The 19,601-nt window shown below is 61.9% G+C and carries 15 protein-coding genes and 1 pseudogene; 5 read left to right on the forward strand and 11 right to left on the reverse strand.

What is annotated here, in order from left to right:
• Window positions 1-2 precede the first annotated feature (2 nt).
• From tcyL to PSH84_RS05945, 3 genes and pseudogenes are all read right to left on the reverse strand, one after another.
• Window positions 3-669 (reverse strand): annotated as a pseudogene (gene tcyL / locus PSH84_RS05935) (cystine ABC transporter permease).
• Complete coding sequence (tcyJ, locus tag PSH84_RS05940) at window positions 669-1,469, reverse strand: cystine ABC transporter substrate-binding protein (RefSeq protein WP_122565177.1); 801 nt, start codon at window positions 1,467-1,469, stop codon at window positions 669-671. The pseudogene tcyL and the gene tcyJ overlap by 1 nt, the downstream one beginning before the upstream one ends.
• 314 nt (window positions 1,470-1,783) lie before the next feature.
• A complete protein-coding gene (locus PSH84_RS05945; RefSeq protein ID WP_305469210.1) occupies window positions 1,784-2,782 on the reverse strand; it encodes a D-cysteine desulfhydrase in 999 nt (332 codons plus the stop codon).
• 492 nt (window positions 2,783-3,274) lie between these two features.
• On the opposite strand from PSH84_RS05945, the gene betT reads away from it, so the two are divergent.
• Window positions 3,275-5,236 (forward strand): choline transporter BetT, encoded by a 1,962-nt coding sequence (gene betT, locus PSH84_RS05950; RefSeq protein WP_163006691.1) that lies wholly within the window; start codon window positions 3,275-3,277, stop codon window positions 5,234-5,236.
• Window positions 5,237-5,387: 151 nt separating this feature from the next.
• Here betT and PSH84_RS05955 read toward each other — a convergent pair whose 3' ends face one another.
• On the reverse strand, window positions 5,388-6,128 hold the full coding sequence (locus PSH84_RS05955; protein WP_305482404.1) for an SDR family oxidoreductase: 741 nt from the start codon (window positions 6,126-6,128) through the stop codon (window positions 5,388-5,390).
• Between the two features lie 131 nt (window positions 6,129-6,259).
• Here PSH84_RS05955 and PSH84_RS05960 point away from each other — a divergent pair, with 131 nt between their 5' ends.
• Window positions 6,260-7,150, forward strand: coding sequence for a LysR family transcriptional regulator (locus PSH84_RS05960; protein WP_305469214.1), 891 nt, complete (start codon window positions 6,260-6,262; stop codon window positions 7,148-7,150).
• Between the two features lie 208 nt (window positions 7,151-7,358).
• Entirely contained in the window at window positions 7,359-8,396 is a 1,038-nt protein-coding gene (gene mgrA / locus PSH84_RS05965; RefSeq protein WP_305482405.1) for an L-glyceraldehyde 3-phosphate reductase, read from the forward strand.
• 215 nt (window positions 8,397-8,611) lie between these two features.
• On the opposite strand, the gene tauD is transcribed toward mgrA, so the two are convergent.
• From tauD to PSH84_RS06000, 7 genes are all read right to left on the reverse strand, one after another.
• Window positions 8,612-9,454 (reverse strand): taurine dioxygenase, encoded by an 843-nt coding sequence (gene tauD, locus PSH84_RS05970; protein WP_305482406.1) that lies wholly within the window; start codon window positions 9,452-9,454, stop codon window positions 8,612-8,614.
• 50 nt (window positions 9,455-9,504) lie between these two features.
• Complete coding sequence (tauC, locus tag PSH84_RS05975; RefSeq protein ID WP_305482407.1) at window positions 9,505-10,344, reverse strand: taurine ABC transporter permease TauC; 840 nt, start codon at window positions 10,342-10,344, stop codon at window positions 9,505-9,507.
• Entirely contained in the window at window positions 10,341-11,135 is a 795-nt protein-coding gene (gene tauB, locus PSH84_RS05980; RefSeq protein ID WP_305469218.1) for a taurine ABC transporter ATP-binding subunit, read from the reverse strand. Before tauB ends, tauC begins: the two co-directional genes overlap by 4 nt.
• A 21-nt stretch (window positions 11,136-11,156) precedes the next feature.
• The gene (gene tauA / locus PSH84_RS05985; protein ID WP_305469220.1) at window positions 11,157-12,134 is read right to left on the reverse strand and encodes a taurine ABC transporter substrate-binding protein; all 978 of its coding nucleotides are present in this window, start codon (window positions 12,132-12,134) and stop codon (window positions 11,157-11,159) included.
• A 248-nt stretch (window positions 12,135-12,382) separates the two neighbouring features.
• Window positions 12,383-13,966, reverse strand: a complete 1,584-nt coding sequence (gshA, locus tag PSH84_RS05990; protein WP_122565188.1) for a glutamate--cysteine ligase — start codon at window positions 13,964-13,966, stop codon at window positions 12,383-12,385.
• Between the two features lie 269 nt (window positions 13,967-14,235).
• A complete protein-coding gene (locus PSH84_RS05995) occupies window positions 14,236-14,619 on the reverse strand; it encodes a PaaI family thioesterase (protein WP_122565189.1) in 384 nt (127 codons plus the stop codon).
• Window positions 14,619-16,943, reverse strand: a complete 2,325-nt coding sequence (locus PSH84_RS06000) for a Tex family protein (protein ID WP_122565190.1) — start codon at window positions 16,941-16,943, stop codon at window positions 14,619-14,621. The genes PSH84_RS05995 and PSH84_RS06000 overlap by 1 nt, the downstream gene beginning before the upstream one ends.
• A 357-nt stretch (window positions 16,944-17,300) precedes the next feature.
• On the opposite strand from PSH84_RS06000, the gene ompR reads away from it, so the two are divergent.
• Together ompR and PSH84_RS06010 are read left to right on the forward strand one after the other, a co-directional pair.
• Complete coding sequence (gene ompR / locus PSH84_RS06005) at window positions 17,301-18,041, forward strand: osmolarity response regulator transcription factor OmpR (protein ID WP_003196691.1); 741 nt, start codon at window positions 17,301-17,303, stop codon at window positions 18,039-18,041.
• 114 nt (window positions 18,042-18,155) lie between these two features.
• Window positions 18,156-19,469: an ATP-binding protein gene (locus tag PSH84_RS06010; protein WP_060739672.1), complete on the forward strand. Its 1,314-nt coding sequence runs from the start codon at window positions 18,156-18,158 to the stop codon at window positions 19,467-19,469.
• Window positions 19,470-19,601 lie beyond the last annotated feature (132 nt).

Genomic DNA, 19,601 nt, shown 5'->3' on the forward strand with positions numbered 1-19,601 from the left:
GGTCAGGACTCCTGGTCATGCCGATTGACCCGGGCTTCCAGGACGTTCTGCAGGTGCGAGAGCACGGTGGCAAGAACCCAATAGATCAGCGCGGCGGCAAGGTACATGGTGAAGATTTCGAAGGTTCGTGCGGTGATCAGCTGCGCCTGGCGGAACAGCTCCGGCACCTGGATGGTCGCCGCCAGCGCGGTGTCCTTGACCAGGGAAATGAAGCTGTTGCCCCAACGGCGGCAGGGCCGTACGTGCGGCTTGCGGCAGGATGGCCCGGCGCAGGGTCTGGGCGCGGGTCATGCCGATACTCGCCGCCGCTTCCCACTGGCCGCGCTCGATGGAACTGATGGCGGCCCGCAGGATTTCACACGCATAGGCGGCCATGTTCAGCGAGAAACCGATCAGGGCCGCGGGCAGAGGATCCAGCTCGATGCCCAGTTGCGGCAACCCGTAATAGATCACGAACAACTGCACCAGCAACGGCGTGCCGCGAAAGAACGACACGTAGATGCGGGCGATCCAGTTCACCAGTTTGAAGCGCGACAAGCGCATCAGCGCCAGGCCGAACCCCAGCAGCAAGCCGAAAAACATGCCGCCCAGGCTGAGGATGACCGTGTAATACGCGCCCTTGAGCAAAAAGGGCGCGGAGTCCAGTGCGAGTTGAAGAGCTGCTTCCATTATTGGGTAACGTCAGCGCTGAAGTATTTTTCCGAAAGCTTTTTCAGCGTACCGTCGGCGCGCAGTTTCTCGATGGCCTTGTTCACGGCCGCCAGCAACTCAGGCTCGCCTTTGCGCAGGGCAATGCCGGACTCCTGACGCGAAAAGGCTTCGCTGGTGACGGTGGTGTCCTTGGCTTTCTTGGCGTATTCCAGCGCGGCCAGGCGGTCGATCAGGATGGTATCGATACGGCCGACGCGCAGGTCCTGGAACTTGGTGGGGTCGTCATCGTAGGTTTTGACTTGGGCGCCCGGTACTTCAGCTTTTACCCACTGTTCGTAGTTGGTGCCCAGGCCCACGCCGACTTTTTTACCGTCCAGGTCAGCGGCCTTCTTGATGTTCAGCTCGTCGGCTTTCTTGGTCAGTACCAGCGCTTGAATCCCGGAAATGGTGTACGGCTCGGAGAAGTCATACTTTTTCTTACGTTCTTCGGAGATGGTCACCTGGTTGACCACGGCGTCCAGACGCTTGGATTCCAACGCCGCGAGGATGCCGGCCCATGGGGTCGTCTGCAGCTTGACCTTCACCCCCAGTTCCTTGGCCAGGGCTTCGGAGAATTCCACTTCGAAGCCGGTCAGCTTGCCGCTGTCATCAACGAAGCTGAACGGTGGATAAGTACCTTCCAAGCCGATCTTGATTTCGCCTTTGTCCTTGATTGCTTGCAGTTGCTCACCGGCAACTGCTTGCCCCAGCAGCCCGGCGCTCAATGCCAGGCCCAGCGAACCCACCAACAGGTTGCGACGTAATGCGGAAAAATTCATGACAAGCCCCTGTGTTTTCTTATGAAGAGGTTATTTTGGCTGAGATAAGGCGTAGCCGCGATCCGAAAAGATTGCCACATCCTGCCTTAAAGCAGCCTGGGCGTCTCGCGGCAAATGCGCCTGCGGCGAGACTATAAGTTGGCTTTTATAGATTGGAAAATAATATTAAATAAAACGCATATGTTTATTTGGAATGAAAATTTGTGGGAGCGAGCTTGCTCGCGATCGCGGTGGATCAGCAGAAATTTATGCAGCTGACATGCCGCTATCGCGAGCAAGCTCGCTCCCACAGAAGGCTTCCACCGAAGTCTTCACTAAGCCTGGAACGCCGCACTATAGGCAAACAACGCCGGTGCGCCGCCGGTGTGCAGGAAGATGATCGGGCCTTCGTCGAAACGGTCGCGGCCAATGCCGTCGAGCAGGCCGGCCATGGCCTTGCCCGTGTAGACCGGATCGAGCAACAGGCCTTCCTGGCTGGACAGCAGCTTGACCGCCGCCAGTGTCCCGGCATTCGGTTCACCGTAGCGAGGGGCGAAGTATTCATCCCACAGGTTCACCTTGAACGCTTCTGGAAGGGCGACGTCCAGCAACGCTGCCGTGCGCTCGGCCAGGCCCTGGACCTTCGGAAACTGGTCCTCCTCGCTGCGGGAAACCGTGACGCCAATGACCGCAAGCGCCGGCAGGCTTTCACTCAACGCCAGCGCCAGGCCGCTGTGGGTCCCGGCACTGCCCGAGGCCAGTACCACGGCAGCGAACTCGATCCCGGTGTCCTTGATCTGCTCGGCCAGTTCCAGGCCAGCACGCACATACCCCAGCGCGCCCAAGGCGTTCGAGCCGCCAATCGGCACCAGGTAGGGTTTTTTCCCATTGCTGCGCAAGCGAGCGGCGAGGGCCTGCAATTGCTCGTCGGCGTTGTCCAGGTTGTCCACCAGCTCGACCTTGGCGTCGAACAGCTCCAGCAACAGCCGGTTGCCGTTGCCCAGGTAATTGCTGTCTTCGGTGCCGATGGGGTTTTCCAGCAAGGCGACACAACCCAGGCCGAGCTTCGCGGCCAGGGCGGCGGTCTGGCGAACGTGGTTGGACTGGATCGCCCCGGCCGTGATGAGGGTATCGGCACCCTGAGCGATGGCATCGGCGGCCAGGTATTCGAGCTTGCGCAGTTTGTTGCCGCCCAAGGCCAGGGGCGTCAGGTCGTCGCGCTTGATATAGATGTCCCGGCCGAGCCAGGTGGAGAGGCGGTCGAGTTTTTCCAGCGGTGTCGGATGGTCGAGCAGGTCGAGACGGTTAAAGCGAGACAACTGTTCTTTGATCATGAGTCCGTACTGGTTGTAGGCGATGTCTGGACTATAGGCACGCCGATATTCAGGGGCAACCGGCAATCATAGGTCGGGGTGTAAACGGGGTGGCGAATGATGGGTGATCGCCGAAAAACCTGTGGGAGCGAGCTTGCTCGCGATAGCGGTGGGTCAGTTGGCCTATTTATTTACTGACCTACCGCCATCGCGAGCAAGCCCGCTCCCACAGGGGCTGTGTGGTGTCTGTTGAACACTGAACGAATACATACCAGGCAGCGTCTACCCTCCCACGGGCTCGCGTAGGAAACGTACCGTCGAGCCCTGCGATTAGTCCTTAGCTGGCTATTCATGTTTAACTTGAACGTTCATTCAAGTTAAACCGTCGGTTTGCTGCCCGCTCACAACAGGAGGCTTGCCTTTGCCGAGTCCGTATTCCACTGCCACCCTTTTGCTCCCCGGGGGGCTTCGTTCATGAGTGCCTCGTCCCTGCCACCCAGCGGCCTGGTCCGCATGAACCCGCCGGTCTTTTACTTCGCCGCGACCTTTATCCTGCTGTTCGGCCTGGTGGTGATTGCCATGCCCGCGCAAGCCGGCGCCTGGTTGCTGGCCGCGCAGAACTGGGCGGCCAATACGGTCGGCTGGTACTACATGCTGGCGATGACGCTGTATCTGGTCTTCGTGGTGGTCACCGCCTTGTCCGGCTACGGCAAGATCAAGCTCGGTGCCGACCACGACGAGCCCGAATTCAGTTATCTGTCCTGGGCCGGCATGCTGTTCGCCGCCGGCATCAGCATCACGCTGTTTTTCTTCTGCGTTTCCGAGCCGCTGACCCACATGGTGCAACCGCCCCAGGGCGAGGCCGGTACCGCCGAGGCGGCGCGCCAGGCCATGCAGATCCTGTTCTTGCACTGGGGCCTGCACGGCTGGGGCGTTTTCGCGTTCGTCGGTATGGCCTTGGCGTACTTCGCCTATCGGCACAATCTGCCGCTGGCCCTGCGTTCGGCGTTGTACCCGTTGATCGGCAAGCGCATAAACGGCCCCATCGGTTACGCCGTGGACGGCTTCGGCATTATCGCGACGGTGTTCGGCCTCGGCGCGGACATGGGCTTTGGTGTGCTGCACCTCAATTCCGGGCTCGACTACCTGTTCGGCATCGCCCACACCCAGTGGATTCAGGTCGGCCTGATCGTGCTGATGATGGGGGCGGCGATCCTCGTGGCGGTGGCCGGTGTCGACAAGGGCGTGCGGGTCATGTCCGACATCAACATGCTGTTGGCCTGTGCATTGTTGCTGTTCGTGCTGTTCGCCGGGCCCACCCAGCATTTGCTCAACACCTTGATCCAGAACATCGGCGATTACCTCGGCGCCCTGCCGATGAAGAGTTTCGACCTGTACGCCTACAACAAACCCAGCGACTGGCTGGGCGGCTGGACGGTGTTCTACTGGGCCTGGTGGATCGCGTGGTCGCCGTTCGTGGGGCTGTTCATCGCACGGATTTCCCGTGGTCGCACCATCCGTGAATTCGTGTTTGGCGTGTTGCTGATCCCCCTGGGTTTCACCCTGGCGTGGATGTCGATCTTCGGCAACAGCGCCATCGACCAAGTGTTGAACCACGGCATGAGCGCCCTGGGCATGTCCGCCCTGGAAAACCCATCGATGAGCCTTTACCTGCTGCTGGAAACCTATCCCTGGAGCAAGACCGTCATCGCGGTCACCGTGTTCATCAGCTTCGTGTTTTTCGTCACGTCTGCCGACTCGGGCACGGTGGTGCTGTCGACGTTGTCGGCCAAGGGCGGCAACCCCGATGAGGACGGGCCGAAATGGCTGCGGGTGTTCTGGGGCGCGATGACGGCCCTGGTGACCAGTGCGTTGTTGTTCTCCGGCAGCATCGATGCCTTGAAGTCGGCGGTGGTGCTGACGTCCTTGCCGTTCTCGTTGATTTTGCTGTTGATGATGTGGGGCCTGCACAAGGCGTTTTACCTGGAGTCCCAGAAGCAGATCGCGCAATTGCATTCCCTGGCGCCGGTGTCGGGGGCGCGCCGGGGCACGGGCGGCTGGCGCCAGCGTTTGAGCCAGGCGGTGCATTTTCCGTCCCGTGATGAGGTGTACCGTTTCCTCGACACGACGGTGCGTCCGGCCATTGAAGAGGTGACCGCGGTGTTCGTCGAGAAGGGCCTGACGGTGGTGACCCAGCCTGACCCGGCCAACGACAGCGTCAGCCTGGAGATCGGCCACGGGGAGCAGCATCCGTTTATTTACCAGGTGCAGATGCGCGGCTACTTCACGCCGTCCTTCGCCCGCGGCGGCATGGGCTCGAAGGAGCTCAACAACCGACGCTACTACCGTGCCGAGGTGCACTTGAGTGAAGGCAGCCAGGATTACGATTTGGTGGGCTATACCAAGGAGCAAGTCATCAACGACATCCTCGACCAGTACGAGCGGCATTTGCAGTTCCTGCATTTGGTGCGCTGACAGAGGTCCTGGTTTTTCTATCTTCACGGCCTCATCGCGAGCGGGCTCGCTCCCACAGGGTTAAGTGGTTCTCTCCTACAGGGCTAGTGATTTCCTTGTGGGAGCGAGCTTGCTCGCGATAGCGGTTTGACTGGCGACGCAGAACGAAGCCTCAGACCAGCCCGCCATTGGCCCGCAGGACCTGCCCATTCACCCAGCCAGCGGCCGGGCTCACCAGGAACGCGATGATGCTGGCAATGTCCTGGGGCTGGCCGAGGCGTTCCAGGGGCGGCATCTTGGCGTAGTGCTGCACCTGTTCTTCGCTCTTGCCGTGCATGAACAGTTCAGTGGCGACCGGGCCGGGGGCCACGGCATTCACCGTGATCTGGCGCCCGCGCAGTTCCTTGGCAAACACCTGGGTCAGGGATTCCACCGCCGCCTTGCTGGCGATGTACACCGAGTAGCCGGGTAGGTTCAGGCCTACGGTACTGCTGGAAAAATTCACGATCCGGCCGCCGTCGTTCAGCCGGGTCGCGGCTTCGCGCAGGGTGTTGAAGGTGCCACGGGTGTTGATGGCGAACGTCTGCTCGAACAGCTCGTCGCTGTGCTGCGCCAGGGGCATCACCTGGAGAATGCCAGCGTTGTTGATCAACACATCGACCTTGCCCAACTGCGCTTCGGTTTCATCGAACATCCGCCGCACATCGGCGGCGGAAGATACGTCCGCCTTGACCGCTATGGCTTGGTGGCCAGCCTGGCGCAATTGCACCACCAACCTGGACGCCTCGCTGGCGCTGTTGGCGTAATTGACGACAACGGCAAAACCATCGCTGGCCAGTTGCTTGGCGATTTCGGCGCCAATGCCGCGGGAGGCGCCGGTCACGATGGCAACTTTCGAGTTTTGAACAGTCATGTGAGGGTTCCTTTGAGGTTGAGGGGCTGTGATCCGTTGAGGCCAGATTCACATGTTTACTCTTGGCGATAAATGCACGAGAGTTGCCTTGACTGTTCAATTTTTTCCAACAATCAGCGCGTGGGGCTCAGATGGACCAAGTCAAGGCGATGAGGGTGTTTGTCCGCATCTACGAGCGCAGCAGCTTCACCCTGGCCGCTGAAGACTTGAACATGCCCCGGGCCACGCTGACCCACACGCTCAATCAATTCGAAGCCTGGCTGGGCGTTCGTTTGCTGGAGCGCAGCACTCGCAAGGTGCGCCCGACCCTCGATGGCGAAGCCTACTACCCACGCTGCGTGCAATTGCTGGCGGAGCTCGAAGAAGCCGAACTGGCGTTTCGCGGCGTGGCGCCCAAAGGCAAACTGAGAGTAGACCTGCACGGCACCCAGGCCAGGTATTTCGTCATTCCGGCGTTACCACAATTCATGGCCCGCTACCCCGAAATAGAACTGTTCATCAGCGAGGCGGATCGGTTTGTCGACCTGATTGCCGAGGGCGTCGATTGCGTGCTGCGCTCCGGTGCGCTGACGGACTCGTCATTGATCGGCCGGCGTGTCGCCAACCTTCGGCAAATCACCTGTGCCAGTCCCGGTTACCTGCGCCAGCACGGCGTACCGACAAGCCTCGATGACTTGAAACATCACAGGGCGGTGAATTACGTCTCGCGGACCACCGGCAAGCTCTATCCGTTTGAGTTCATGGTCGATGGCGAACTCAAGGAGGTGCCGATCGGGGGCTCGTTGTCGGTGTCCGGCGCCGAAATCTATGCCGCCTCGGCCATCGCCGGCCTGGGCCTGATCCAATGCCCGCATTACCGAATGCAAGAGCAGATCCAGCAGGGCCTGATCCAGGAAGTCCTCCCTGCCACCCCACCACCGTCCATGCCGGTCTCGGTGCTTTATCCGCACAACCGACTCATGTCGCCACGGGTTCGCGTATTCGTGGATTGGGTGGCGGAGGTGTTTGCGCAGGCGCGTTAGTGTGCCCTCCGACTTCCTGGCACTGCAAAACCCTGTGGGAGCGGGCTTGCTCGCGAATGCGTCGGCAAATTCGAAATTTGTGCTGACTGACACACCGCTTTCGCGAGCAAGCCCGCTCCCACACCTCATATGCGAACTTTCAGCCTGACCGAGGCGTCTGTGAAATGTTAGCTTCTGCCACCAGCCGTCCGAACAGAGAGCCTTTTCGATGACCTACACCGCTGCGCAAAACCGCTACGAGTCCATTCCTTACCGCCGCGTCGGTCGCAGCGGTCTGGTGCTGCCGGCGTTGTCGCTGGGGTTGTGGCACAACTTTGGCGACAGTACGCCCATCGACACCCAGCGCGCCTTGCTGCGCACGGCGTTCGACCTGGGGATCAACCACTTCGACCTGGCGAACAACTACGGCCCGCCCTACGGCAGCGCCGAGATCAATTTCGGCCGATTGCTGCGCGAAGATTTCAAGCAGTACCGCGATGAGTTGATCATCTCCAGCAAGGCCGGTTGGGACATGTGGCCGGGGCCTTACGGCCAGGGCGGTGGTTCGCGCAAATACGTGCTGGCCAGCCTCGACCAGAGTCTGCAACGCCTGGGGCTGGACTATGTGGATATCTTCTATTCCCACCGTTTCGACCCCGATACGCCACTGGAAGAAACCGCCAGTGCGCTGGCCACTGCGGTGCAGCAGGGCAAGGCGTTGTACATCGGTATTTCCTCGTATTCCGGGGTGAAGACCCGGGAAATGGCGGCGCTGCTCAAGGAGTGGAAAGTCCCGCTGCTGATCCACCAGCCGGCCTACAACCTGCTCAACCGCTGGGTGGAAAAAGACCTGCTGGACGCCACCGACGAATTGGGTACCGGTGTGATTGCCTTCACCCCACTGGCCCAAGGCCTGCTGACCGACAAGTACCTCAAGGGCGTTCCGGCCGACGCGCGGGTGAATCGTCCGGGCGGTGGCTCGTTGCAGGCTTCGCACCTGTCGGAGGAGAACCTCGCCCACGTGCGTGCGCTCAATGAGATCGCCCAGCGTCGCGGCCAGAGCCTGGCCCAGATGGCGCTGGCCTGGACCCTGCGTGATCCCCGCGTGACCAGCGCCCTGATCGGCGCCAGTCGGCAGGAGCAGATCATCGAGAACGTCGCCGCCTTGCAGAACCTGAACTTCAGCGCCGAAGAACTGGCCGAGATCGACCGGTTTGCCCAGGAAGGCGGGATCAATCTTTGGGAGAAACCTTCGTCGGCGGAGTAATGAATCAGCCGATCAGCGATGTTCGGCTGAACATACAATCCTGTGACTGGAGATGATCTGTGGCGAGGGGATTTATCCCCGCTGGGCTGCGAAGCGGCCCCCCCCCAAGCAGCCAACTGGATCAACCTGATACACCGCATGCTCAGGTTTAGGGCTGCTTCGCAGCCCAGCGGGGATAAATCCCCTCGCCACAAGAGCAATTCAGATTCAGTGCCTTACTTGAAAAACGGCACATCCCCCAACACCGTCGCCCGGTGCATTACCCGCCGGGCGGGGCGGTAGTCGTCCACGGCAAAATGCTGGGTGACGCGGTTGTCCCAGAACGCCACGTCGTTGACCTGCCAACGCCAGCGCAGGGTGAACTCCGGGCGAGTGGCGTGGGCAAAGAGCAGTTTCAGGATCGCCTCGCTTTCGGTCTCCGACAGTTCGTTGATGCGCGTGGTGAAGCCTTCATTGACGAACAGCGACCGACGCCCGCTCACCGGATGGGTGCGGATCACCGGGTGGGACAGCGGCGGGTTTTTCCGTCGTGCTTGTTCCCAGCGTTCCAGGTCCTCGGCGGTGTTACCAAACCGTTCCAATGGAAAGGAACGGGTGAAGTCATGAGTCGCCGTCAGGCCTTCCAGCAAGTGTTTCAACGGTGTCGACAAGGCTTCGTAGGCGGCGATGCCGGTGGCCCACAAGGTATCGCCGCCCACCGTCGGCAGCAGTTTGGCGCTGAGCACCGCGCCCAGGGCGGGCGTCGGGAGGAAGGTCACGTCGGTGTGCCACACGGCGTTGTCGCGGACATCGGTGACGGCGGTGTCGAGCACCAATACTTCAGGCTGCTCCGGCACGTTGGGGTAGATCGGGTGAATGTGCAGGTCACCAAAATAGGCGGCGAAACGCGCTTGCTGCGTCGGCTCGATTGGTTGGTCGCGAAAGAACAGCACCTGATGCTCAAGCAGGGCCTGCTCGATGACATCACGATGTTCCGAGCTCAGTGGCTGGCTAATATCGATCCCGCTGATCTGCGCGCCAAGGGCGATGCTCAAAGGGGTAATGATCGGGCGGCTCATTGTCGTGTTCTCGCGGTGGGGCGCCGAATGGACGGCGTGGTCATTGGGTCTCAATGGGTCTGGCCGTGCCAGGGCACCAGTTTGCGTTGCAGGGCGCGCAAGCCCATTTCCATGGCGAAGGCGATCAGTGCGATCACCAGGATCCCCAGCACCACCACATCGGTGACCAGGAACTGCGCCGCTGACTGCACCATGAACCCCAGGCCGCTGGTGGCGGCAATCAGCTCGGCGGCCACCAACGTCGACCAACCTACGCCCAGGCCAATGCGAATACCGGTGAGGATGTCCGGCAGGGCACTGGGCACGATCACATGGCGAATCAACTGTGCCCGTGTGGCGCCCAGCGATTGGGCCGCGCGCAGCTTGGCCCGGTCGACGGTGCGCACGCGGGTGGCGGTGGCAATGGCGATTGGGGCGAAGATCGCCAGGTAGATCAGCAGTACCTTCGACAACTCGCCGATGCCGCACCAGATCACGATCAACGGCAGGTACGCCAACGGTGGAATCGGCCGGTAGAACTCGATCAACGGATCGAGCACGCCGCGCGCGATGCGGTTGGCGCCAATGGCGATGCCCACCGGCACCGCCGTCAGCACTGCGAACAACAGGCCCAGGCCGATGCGTTCAAGGCTGGCGGCCAAGTGTTGCCAGAGAGTGGAGTCCATGTAGCCATGGGTCACCAGCAACCAGCCTTTTTGCAGCACGGCCGACGGCGGGGGCAGGAACAGTGGTTCGATCAGACCGCTGGCGGTGACGGCCCACCAGGCTGCCAGCAAGGCGATCAAGGTCAAGCCACTGATCCAGCGCGTACTCAGATGGGGTCTCAAGTCGCTGGCCGTGGGCTTGTTCGCCGCATCACGGATCACGGCTGGAATTTCGTAGCTGCTCATGCGCGCTCCTGGGGTCGAGTGGCGCTGCGTTGGGAGAACACTTTGGCGAGCACATGCTCGCGGGTTTCGATGAAGCGCGGGTCGGACTTGATCGACCGCGCCGACTCCCCTGCCTCGTAGCGCTGACCGAAATCCAGGCTCAGGCGCTCGACGATCTGCCCCGGGTTCGGTGCCAGCAGAATCAAGTCAGTGGCAAGGAAGACGGCTTCTTCAATGTCATGGGTGATCAGAAACACCGGCTTGGCGGTGTGCTGCCAGACCTGCAGCAACAGTTCCTGCATCTGCTCACGGGTGAAGGCGTCCAGCGCACCGAAGGGTTCGTCCATCAACAGCACACGCGGGTCGGCCGCCAATGCCCGGGCCAGGCCGACGCGTTGCTTCTGGCCGCCGGAGAGCTGCCAGACGCGGCGTTGCTCGAAACCGGCCAGGTCCACGAGGGCAAGCATTTCCCGGGCGCGAGCCTCACGCTTTTGCTTGGCGACCCCGGCCAGTTCCAGGCCGAACCCAACGTTTGCCAGCACGTCCTGCCAGGGCAGCAGCGCATCATCCTGGAACACCACGCCGCGCTCGGCGCTCGGGCCCTTGACCGGCGTACCGTCGAGGGTGATCTGCCCGGCGCTGGGCTCGACGAACCCGGCAATCAGGTTCAACAGCGATGTCTTGCCACTGCCGGACGGGCCAAGGGCAACCAGCAACTGCTTCGGCCCCAGGGTCAGGGAAATATCCGCCAGCACCGGTTCCGCCGCGCCGGGGTACTGTGCGCTGATGCGCTCCAGCTGTAGCAAGGCCATCGCCTGTCTCCCTTTTTTTGATCAGTGAGTGATGTATTTGGCGCTGACGTAAGGCGCGTAGTCCGGCAGTACGGCGTCGACCTTGCCTTGCTCTTTGAGGAACGCGGCGGTGTCGGTGATGGCTTGGGTGGTCGGTGTGCCAAGACTCACGACCTGATCGGCCGCCAGGGGAAAGACGTTGCCTTGCAGCAACAGCGGGATATCACTGGCCTTGGCGCCGGAGAGCTTCACCAGTTTGTCGACATTGGACGCATCGGCCAGCCAGGCTTTTGGGTCCTTGCGGTACTGGGCGTAGGCGTCCAGGGTGACTTTGGCGAAGGCGGTGACAATTTCAGGATGCTTCTGGGCGAAGTCCTTGCGCACGATCCAGGCATCGAAGGTTGGTGCGCCGAACTTGGCCAGTTCCGCGGAGGTGATCAGCACCTTGCCGTTTTCCTTGGCCACGCCCAGGGCCGGATCCCAGACGTACGTGGCATCGATGTCGCCGCGCTTCCAGGCGGCGATGATGGCCGGTGGCGCCAGGTTGAGCACGGTGACTTTCGACGGGTCGATGTTCCAATGCTTCAACGCGGCGAGCAGGCTGTAGTGCCCGGTGGACACGAACGGCACGGCGATCTTCTTGCCGATCAGATCTTGCGGGGAATTAATGCCGGAGCCATCACGAACCACCAAGGCCTCGGCGGCGCCGATCTGGGTGGCGATGAGGAAGGTTTCCACCGGGACCTGGCGGGTGATTGCGGCCGTCAATGGGCTGGAGCCGAGGTAGCCGATCTGCACGTCGCCCGAGGCGATGGCGCTGATGACATCGGCGCCGTTGTCGAACTTGCGCCAGTCGATCTTGGCTTGGGTGGCTTTTTCATAGGCGCCGTCGGCCTGGGCGACTTTGGCCGGGTCGACGGTGGTCTGGTAAGCGACGGTCAGGTCGGCCGCCTGGGCAAAAAGACTCGTTGCGGCCAGGGAGGCGGCCGCGAGAAGGCGAAGGGGGAAACGCAAAGACATGGAAAATCTCCTCAACAGGCCGCCGGATGTTCGGCGTTGGAGGAGACTAAATGATCTAAGAATTGGAAAATAAATAACTTTTTCGAATGAGCTTATTTTCGAAAAAATCTATTGAAGACGGCTCGGAGCCCTTGTGGCAAGGGAGCTTGCTCCCGCTCGGCTGCGTAGCAGCCGTAAAAGGGGCCTGCTTTGCAGTCCAGCGGGAGCAAGCTCCCTCGCCACAAAAAGCCGTCTTCGTCAAAGAGGGCTCAGTTACTGATCGCCAGGATGCTCGCCTGATACGAACCCACGAACACATCGAAATCCCCCACCTCGTTCTGCTCCAGCTCGGCTTGCTGGACCAGTGATTCCCGGGCGGTTGCTTCGAAGGCTGTCTGCTCCTGGGCAGGCAACGGCTCGGCGCGGAAGAATTCGGCGTGGGCCTTGCTTTGGCGCAGGGAGAACTGGGCGAAGCTTTCCTGGTGTTCGGCCATCGCGGCCAGCACCTGGGCGGAGGGCGTCAGGGACGGATCGCGGACTTTCGCCAATTGCGCGTCCAGCGCCTGGCGATGGGCATCGCCACCTTGGCTCTGGTCGAGCAGCGAGGCCAGCGGGGCGATTTTTTCCAGCAATTCGACGGCCCAGGCCTGCATGTCCACCGCTTGACCCTGGCGCTGCAATTGCAGGCCTGGCTTGCGACCTTCCTTGACCACGGTCAGGAAGTTGCTCGTGGCGTTGCCGCATTCGTTGTTTTCCAGCTGCGGGCTGTCATTGAGGCCGCAATACAGCAGGAACGCATCGAGGAAGCGCGACTCGGTGAGGTCGATGCCCATCGGCAGGAACGGGTTGATGTCCAGGCAACGCACTTCGACGTACTGGATACCCCGGGCCATCAAGGCCTGGATCGGCCGCTCTCCGGTGTAGGTCACGCGTTTGGGGCGGATGTTGGAGTAGTACTCGTTTTCGATCTGCAAGATGTTGGTATTGAGCTGCACCCACTCGCCGTTCTGGTGAGTGCCGACTTCGACGTACGGCGCGTAGGGCGTTGCCACCGCTTTGCGCAGGCTGTCGGTGTAGCTCGCCAGGTCGTTGTAGCAAGGCGTGAGCCCTGCCTGGGCGTTGCTCTGGTAACCCAGGTCGCTCATGCGCAGGCTGGTGGCGTAGGGCAGGTACAAGGTGTCCGGGTCCAGTTGTTCCAACTGGTGCGGGCGGCCCCGCAGGAAACCGATGTCCAGGGCCGGCGAGGCACCGAACAGGTACATCAGCAACCAGCTGTAGCGGCGGAAATTACGGATCAGCGCGATATAGGCCGACGACTGGAAGTCACGGTCGCTCACTTCGGCCGCTTCGTTCTGGCGGAGCAGGGGCCAGAGTTTTTCCGGCAGGGAAAAGTTGTAGTGGATCCCGGCAATGCATTGCATGGTCTTGCCGTAGCGCAGGGCCAGGCCCTTGCGGTAGACGTACTTGAGCCGGCCGATGTTCGAGGTGCCGTAATACGCGATAGGGATGTCCTCTTCCGCCGGCAGCGGGCACGGCATCGACGGGCTCCACAAGTACTCGTCGCCAAGTTTGCTGTAGGCAAACCGGTGGATCTTGTCGAGGCTGCGCAGGGTATCGGCCGGGTTGGCCAGGGCCGGCGTGATGAACTCCAGCAGCGACTCGGAATAGTCGGTAGTGATCTGTTCGTTGGTCAGCGCCGAACCCAGGGCCTTGGGATGCGGGGTCTGCGCCAGACGTCCATCGTCCGTGACGCGCAGGCATTCACGCTCGATGCCGTGCAGGCACTGTTCGAGCAGGGAGAGGTTGGCGCGCTCGCCGAGCAGGGCCAGGCGGCGGTTTAAAAGGTCGCTCAAGTTGAATTCCTTCACGCGTCAGTCGCCCCAATATGGGGGTGGGCAAGACGGTCTACAAGGGTGAAGTTAAAACTGGCGTTTTCGCCTGGTTTTCGTGCCAAAGACTCGCCACCGCAACCCCACTGTGGGAGCGAGCTTGCTCGCGATGGCGGTGGAGCAGTCAATAACGAGCCAACTGACATACCGCTATCGCGAGCAAGCTCGCTCCCACAGGGAAGTTCGATGCCGCATTCATGGCGTCGAAATTAACTCAAATCGATGACAGGGAGCTATAGGACAGCGAACGTGCCTTGCGCTTTTGCGACCAGTTTGTCGCCTTGCATCACCTCGGCCTCGACCACCAGCGTGCGCCGACCGGGGTGGATGACCCGGGCGGTGCACAACACGTCGCCGTCGGACACGGCGCGAATGTAGTTGATCTTGCATTCGATGGTCGCGCTCTGCTGGTCAAAGCCATGGACACTGGAACAGGCCAGGCCCATGGCGATGTCCACCAGGCTGAACAGCGCGCCGCCGTGCAGCTTGCCGCCGCGGTTGCGCAACGGCGGCTCAAGGCTCAGGGCGACTTGCGCCACCCCGTCCCCCAGGCTCTGCAGACGGCAGCCGAGCAGCTTGAAGAACGCGCTCTCCACCAACCCGGCTGGCGCGTCCATCAGCGTTTCTTCAACTGCTTGGCGTTGGCGAACAGCGAGGCCATGGCGTTATTGGCCGGGGCCGCCGTGGCGGTTTCCTTGCGCGGCGCGGTGTTTTGCGACTGGCGGGGTGTCGAGCCAGGGCGCGCACCGCGGGCACCGTCGATTTTCTCGCCCGGTGTGTCGCTCATGCGCATCGACAGGCCGACGCGTTTGCGCGGGATGTCGACTTCCATGACCTTCACTTTCACCACATCGCCGGCCTTCACCGCTTCGCGCGGGTCCTTGATGAACTTCTCGGACAACGCCGAGATGTGCACCAGACCGTCCTGGTGCACACCGATGTCGACGAAGGCACCGAAGTTGGTGACGTTGGTCACCACGCCTTCGAGGATCATGCCCGGTTGCAGGTCCTTGAGGTCTTCGACGCCGTCCTGGAACTCGGCGGTCTTGAACTCGGGGCGCGGGTCGCGGCCTGGTTTCTCCAGTTCCTGAAGGATGTCGGTGACGGTGGGCAGGCCGAAGGTTTCGTCGGTGAATTTCTTCGGGTCCAGGCGCTTGAGGAACGCGGCATCACCGATCAGCGAGCGGATGTCGCGGTCGGTCTGGGCGGCGATGCGTTGCACCAGCGGGTAGGCTTCAGGGTGGACAGCCGAAGAGTCCAGTGGGTTGTCGCCGTTCATGACCCGCAGGAAGCCGGCGGCCTGTTCGAAGGTTTTTTCACCCAGGCGCGGGACTTTCTTCAACGCGGCGCGGGTCTTGAACGCGCCATGTTCGTCACGGTGGGTGACGATGTTCTGCGCCAGCGTGGCGTTCAGGCCGGAGATCCGCGCCAGCAACGCCACCGAAGCGGTGTTCACGTCCACGCCCACGGCGTTCACGCAGTCCTCCACCACCGCGTCCAGGCCGCGCGCCAGTTTCAGTTGGGAAACGTCGTGCTGGTACTGGCCGACACCGATGGATTTGGGGTCGATCTTCACCAGCTCCGCCAGTGGATCCTGCAGGCGACGGGCGATGGACACCGCGCCACGGATCGACACGTCGAGGTCGGGGAATTCCTTGGAGGCCAGCTCCGAGGCCGAGTAAACCGAAGCGCCGGCCTCGGAGACCATGACCTTGGTCATTTTCATGGCCGGGTATTTCTTGATCAGCTCGGCGGCCAGTTTGTCGGTCTCGCGGCTGGCGGTGCCGTTGCCGATGGCAATCAGATCCACCGAATGCTTGGCGCACAGGGCGGCGAGCACGGCGAGGGTCTGGTCCCACTTGTTGTGTGGCACGTGCGGGTAGACCGTGGCGTGGTCCAGCAGTTTGCCGGTGGAATCCACCACCGCCACCTTGCAACCGGTGCGCAGGCCCGGGTCCAGGCCCAGGGTGGCGCGCGGGCCGGCCGGTGCGGCCAGCAGCAGGTCGTGCAGGTTGTGGGCGAATACGTTGATCGCCTCGGTCTCGGCGTTGTCGCGCAACTCGCCCAGCAGGTCGGTTTCCAGGTGGGTGTAGAGCTTGACCTTCCAAGTCCAGCGCACCACTTCAGCCAGCCATTTGTCGGCGGCGCGGTTCTGGTTCTGGATGCCGAACTGCTGGCCGATCATGCCTTCGCACGGGTGCATGGTGCCGGGCAATTCTTCACCGACCTTCAGCGCGGAGCTGAGGATGCCTTCGTTGCGTCCGCGGAAAATCGCCAGTGCGCGGTGGGACGGCATGCTCTTGAGCGGTTCGTCGTGTTCGAAGTAGTCGCGGAACTTCGCGCCTTCCTCTTCCTTGCCAGCGATCACCCGGGCGCTGAGGATGGCTTCCTGTTTGAGGAAGTTGCGCAGTTTTTCCAACAGGTTGGCGTCTTCGGCGAAACGCTCCATGAGGATGTACTTGGCGCCTTCCAGCGCTGCCTTCACGTCCGCCACACCTTTTTCGGCATCGACGAAGCGCGCGGCTTCGGTTTCCGGGGCCAGGGTCGGGTCGTTGAACAGGCCGTCGGCCAGCTCGCCGAGGCCGGCTTCCAGGGCGATCTGGCCCTTGGTGCGGCGCTTTTGCTTGTAGGGCAGGTACAAGTCTTCGAGGCGGGTCTTGGTGTCGGCCAGCTTGATGTCGCGCTCGAGTTGCGGGGTCAGCTTGCCCTGCTCCTGGATGCTGGCCAGGATGCTGATGCGCCGCTCGTCGAGTTCTCGCAGGTAGCGCAGGCGCTCTTCCAGATGCCGCAATTGGGTGTCATCGAGGCTGCCGGTCACTTCTTTCCGGTAACGGGCGATGAAAGGCACCGTGGAACCTTCATCGAGTAGCGCGACGGCCGCTTCGACCTGTTGTGGGCGTACACCGAGTTCCTCGGCGATGCGGCTGTTGATGCTGTCCATAAAACCACCTGAAAAATTGTGAAATCAGGCTCGCCACCACAGAAACCGGGCTCGGCGAGACTGGTTGAGCGGCCTGGCGTGCGCCGCTGCCTGGGTCAAAAGGCTGCCTGTTGACCCGCGAAATTCAAAAAGTACTGCCTGGCCAAGGCTAAAAAATGGCACGCCGGGATCACGATCCGGCATTCCCTGGCACAAAAGGCCGGGCATTATAACCAGCGTTCCGTCCTGAGGGGGTGACAGGGTCTGTAGGCTTGATACCCGGATTTGTGGAGATAGAGGAAAAATCTGCTAACAATGCACACGGTGCGTATAACGGCAGCTAGGCCATAATGCGCGCCGAGATCAAAGGAGCTTCCTATGAGCAGCACAGCACAAACTGCTGAAGGCGAAAAAATTCTTATTGTTGACGACGATCCGGGGCTGAGCAGCCTGCTGGAACGCTTTTTCGTCAGCAAGGGCTACCGCGCCCGCACCGTACCGAACACCGAGCAAATGGATCGGTTGCTGGCCCGTGAAGTGTTCAACCTGGTGGTACTCGACCTGATGCTGCCCGGTGAAGACGGCCTGACCGCCTGCCGCCGCCTGCGCGGTGCCAACAACCAGATCCCGATCATCATGCTCACCGCCAAGGGCGACGAGTTGAGCCGTATCAAGGGCCTTGAACTGGGCGCCGACGATTACCTGGCCAAGCCGTTCAACCCCGACGAGCTGATGGCCCGCGTCAAGGCGGTGCTGCGTCGTCAGTCGGCGCCGGTGCCTGGCGCGCCGGGCAGCGAAGACGAAAGCGTGACCTTCGGCGACTATGAACTGTCCCTGGCCACCCGCGAGCTCAAGCGCGGCGATGAGGTCCACATGCTCACCACCGGTGAGTTCGCCGTGCTCAAGGCCCTGGTGATGAACGCCCGTCAGCCGCTGACCCGCGACAAGCTGATGAACCTGGCCCGTGGTCGTGAATGGGATGCGCTGGAGCGTTCCATCGACGTGCAGATTTCCCGCCTGCGCCGGATGATCGAGCCTGATCCTTCCAAGCCGCGGTATATCCAGACCGTGTGGGGCGTGGGTTACGTGTTCGTGCCGGATGGCGCCGCCAGCAAGTGATCGGCGATTTGTAGGAGCGGGTGGTCTGGCCGGTTGAAATGTCTTCTTCCAGGCGACTCGCGGTCTGTCATTGTGCGAGCATCGCTCGCTCCTGCAAGTGTGTAGCGGTTATTCATGAAAACCCCCGTTTGGTTCCCCCAGAGTTTCTTCTCCCGCACCCTCTGGCTGGTGCTGATCGTCGTGCTCTTCTCCAAGGCACTGACGTTGGTGTACCTGCTGATGAACGAGGACGTGCTCGTGGACCGGCAGTACAGCCACGGCGTTGCCTTGACCCTGCGGGCGTATTGGGCGGCGGACGAAACCAACCGGGCGAAAATTGCCGAGGCGGCGACCCTGATCCGTGTCGTTGGCGCCGGCGTGCCGGAGGGTGAGCAGCACTGGCCCTACAGCGAGATCTATCAACGCCAGATGCAGGCCGAACTGGGCGCCGATACCGAGGTGCGATTGCGCATGCACTCGCCGCCGGCGCTTTGGGTGCGGGCCCCGAGCCTGGGGGACGGCTGGCTGAAAGTGCCGTTGTACCCGCATCCGCTGCGCGGTCAGAAAATCTGGAACGTGCTTGGCTGGTTCCTGGCCATCGGCCTGCTGTCGACGGCGTCGGCGTGGATCTTCGTCAGCCAGCTCAACCAACCGTTGAAACGCCTGGTCTACGCTGCCCGCCAGCTGGGTCAGGGACGCAGCGTGCGACTGCCCATCAGCGATACGCCCAGCGAGATGACCGAGGTCTACCGCGCCTTCAACCAGATGGCCGAGGATGTGGAACAGGCCGGGCGGGAGCGCGAACTGATGCTCGCGGGCGTCTCCCATGACCTGCGCACGCCGCTGACCCGGCTGCGGTTGTCGCTGGAGTTGATGGGCGAACATACCGACCTGACCGACGAGATGGTCCGCGACATCGAGGACATGGACGCGATTCTCGACCAGTTCCTGGCGTTCATTCGCGACGGTCGTGATGAATCCGTGGAGGAGGTGGACCTCAGCGAGCTGGTGCGGGAAGTGGTTGCGCCCTATAACCAGAACGACGAGAAAGTGCACCTGCGCCTGGAGCCGATCCAACCGTTCCCGTTGCGCCGGGTGTCGATGAAACGTTTGCTGAACAACTTGATCGGCAATGCCCTGAACCATGCCGGTGCTGGCGTCGAAGTCGCGGCCTATGTCTCCGGCGACACCAGCGCGCCTTACGTGGTGCTAAGCGTCATGGACCGTGGCGCCGGCATCGATCCCTCGGAGCTGGAAGCCATTTTCAACCCCTTCACCCGGGGCGATCGCGCCCGGGGAGGGAAAGGCACGGGGCTGGGCCTGGCCATCGTCAAGCGCATCGCCTCGATGCACGGCGGCAACGTCGAGCTGCGCAACCGCGCCGGTGGCGGGCTGGAGGCTCGGGTACGGTTGCCGTTGGGCTTGATGCTGCCTCGGGATGCGGTGTAGCGATCTCTCTCAAGTAAGACAGAGAACTTTGTGGGAGCGGGCCCTGTGGGAGCCGAGCTTGCTCGCGATGGCGGTGTGTCAGTCAAGATCAACTTTACTGATTCACCGCCATCGCGAGCAAGCTCGGCTCCC

It is taken from the genome of Pseudomonas beijingensis (assembly GCF_030687295.1).
GTDB classification, from domain to species: domain Bacteria; phylum Pseudomonadota; class Gammaproteobacteria; order Pseudomonadales; family Pseudomonadaceae; genus Aquipseudomonas; species Aquipseudomonas beijingensis.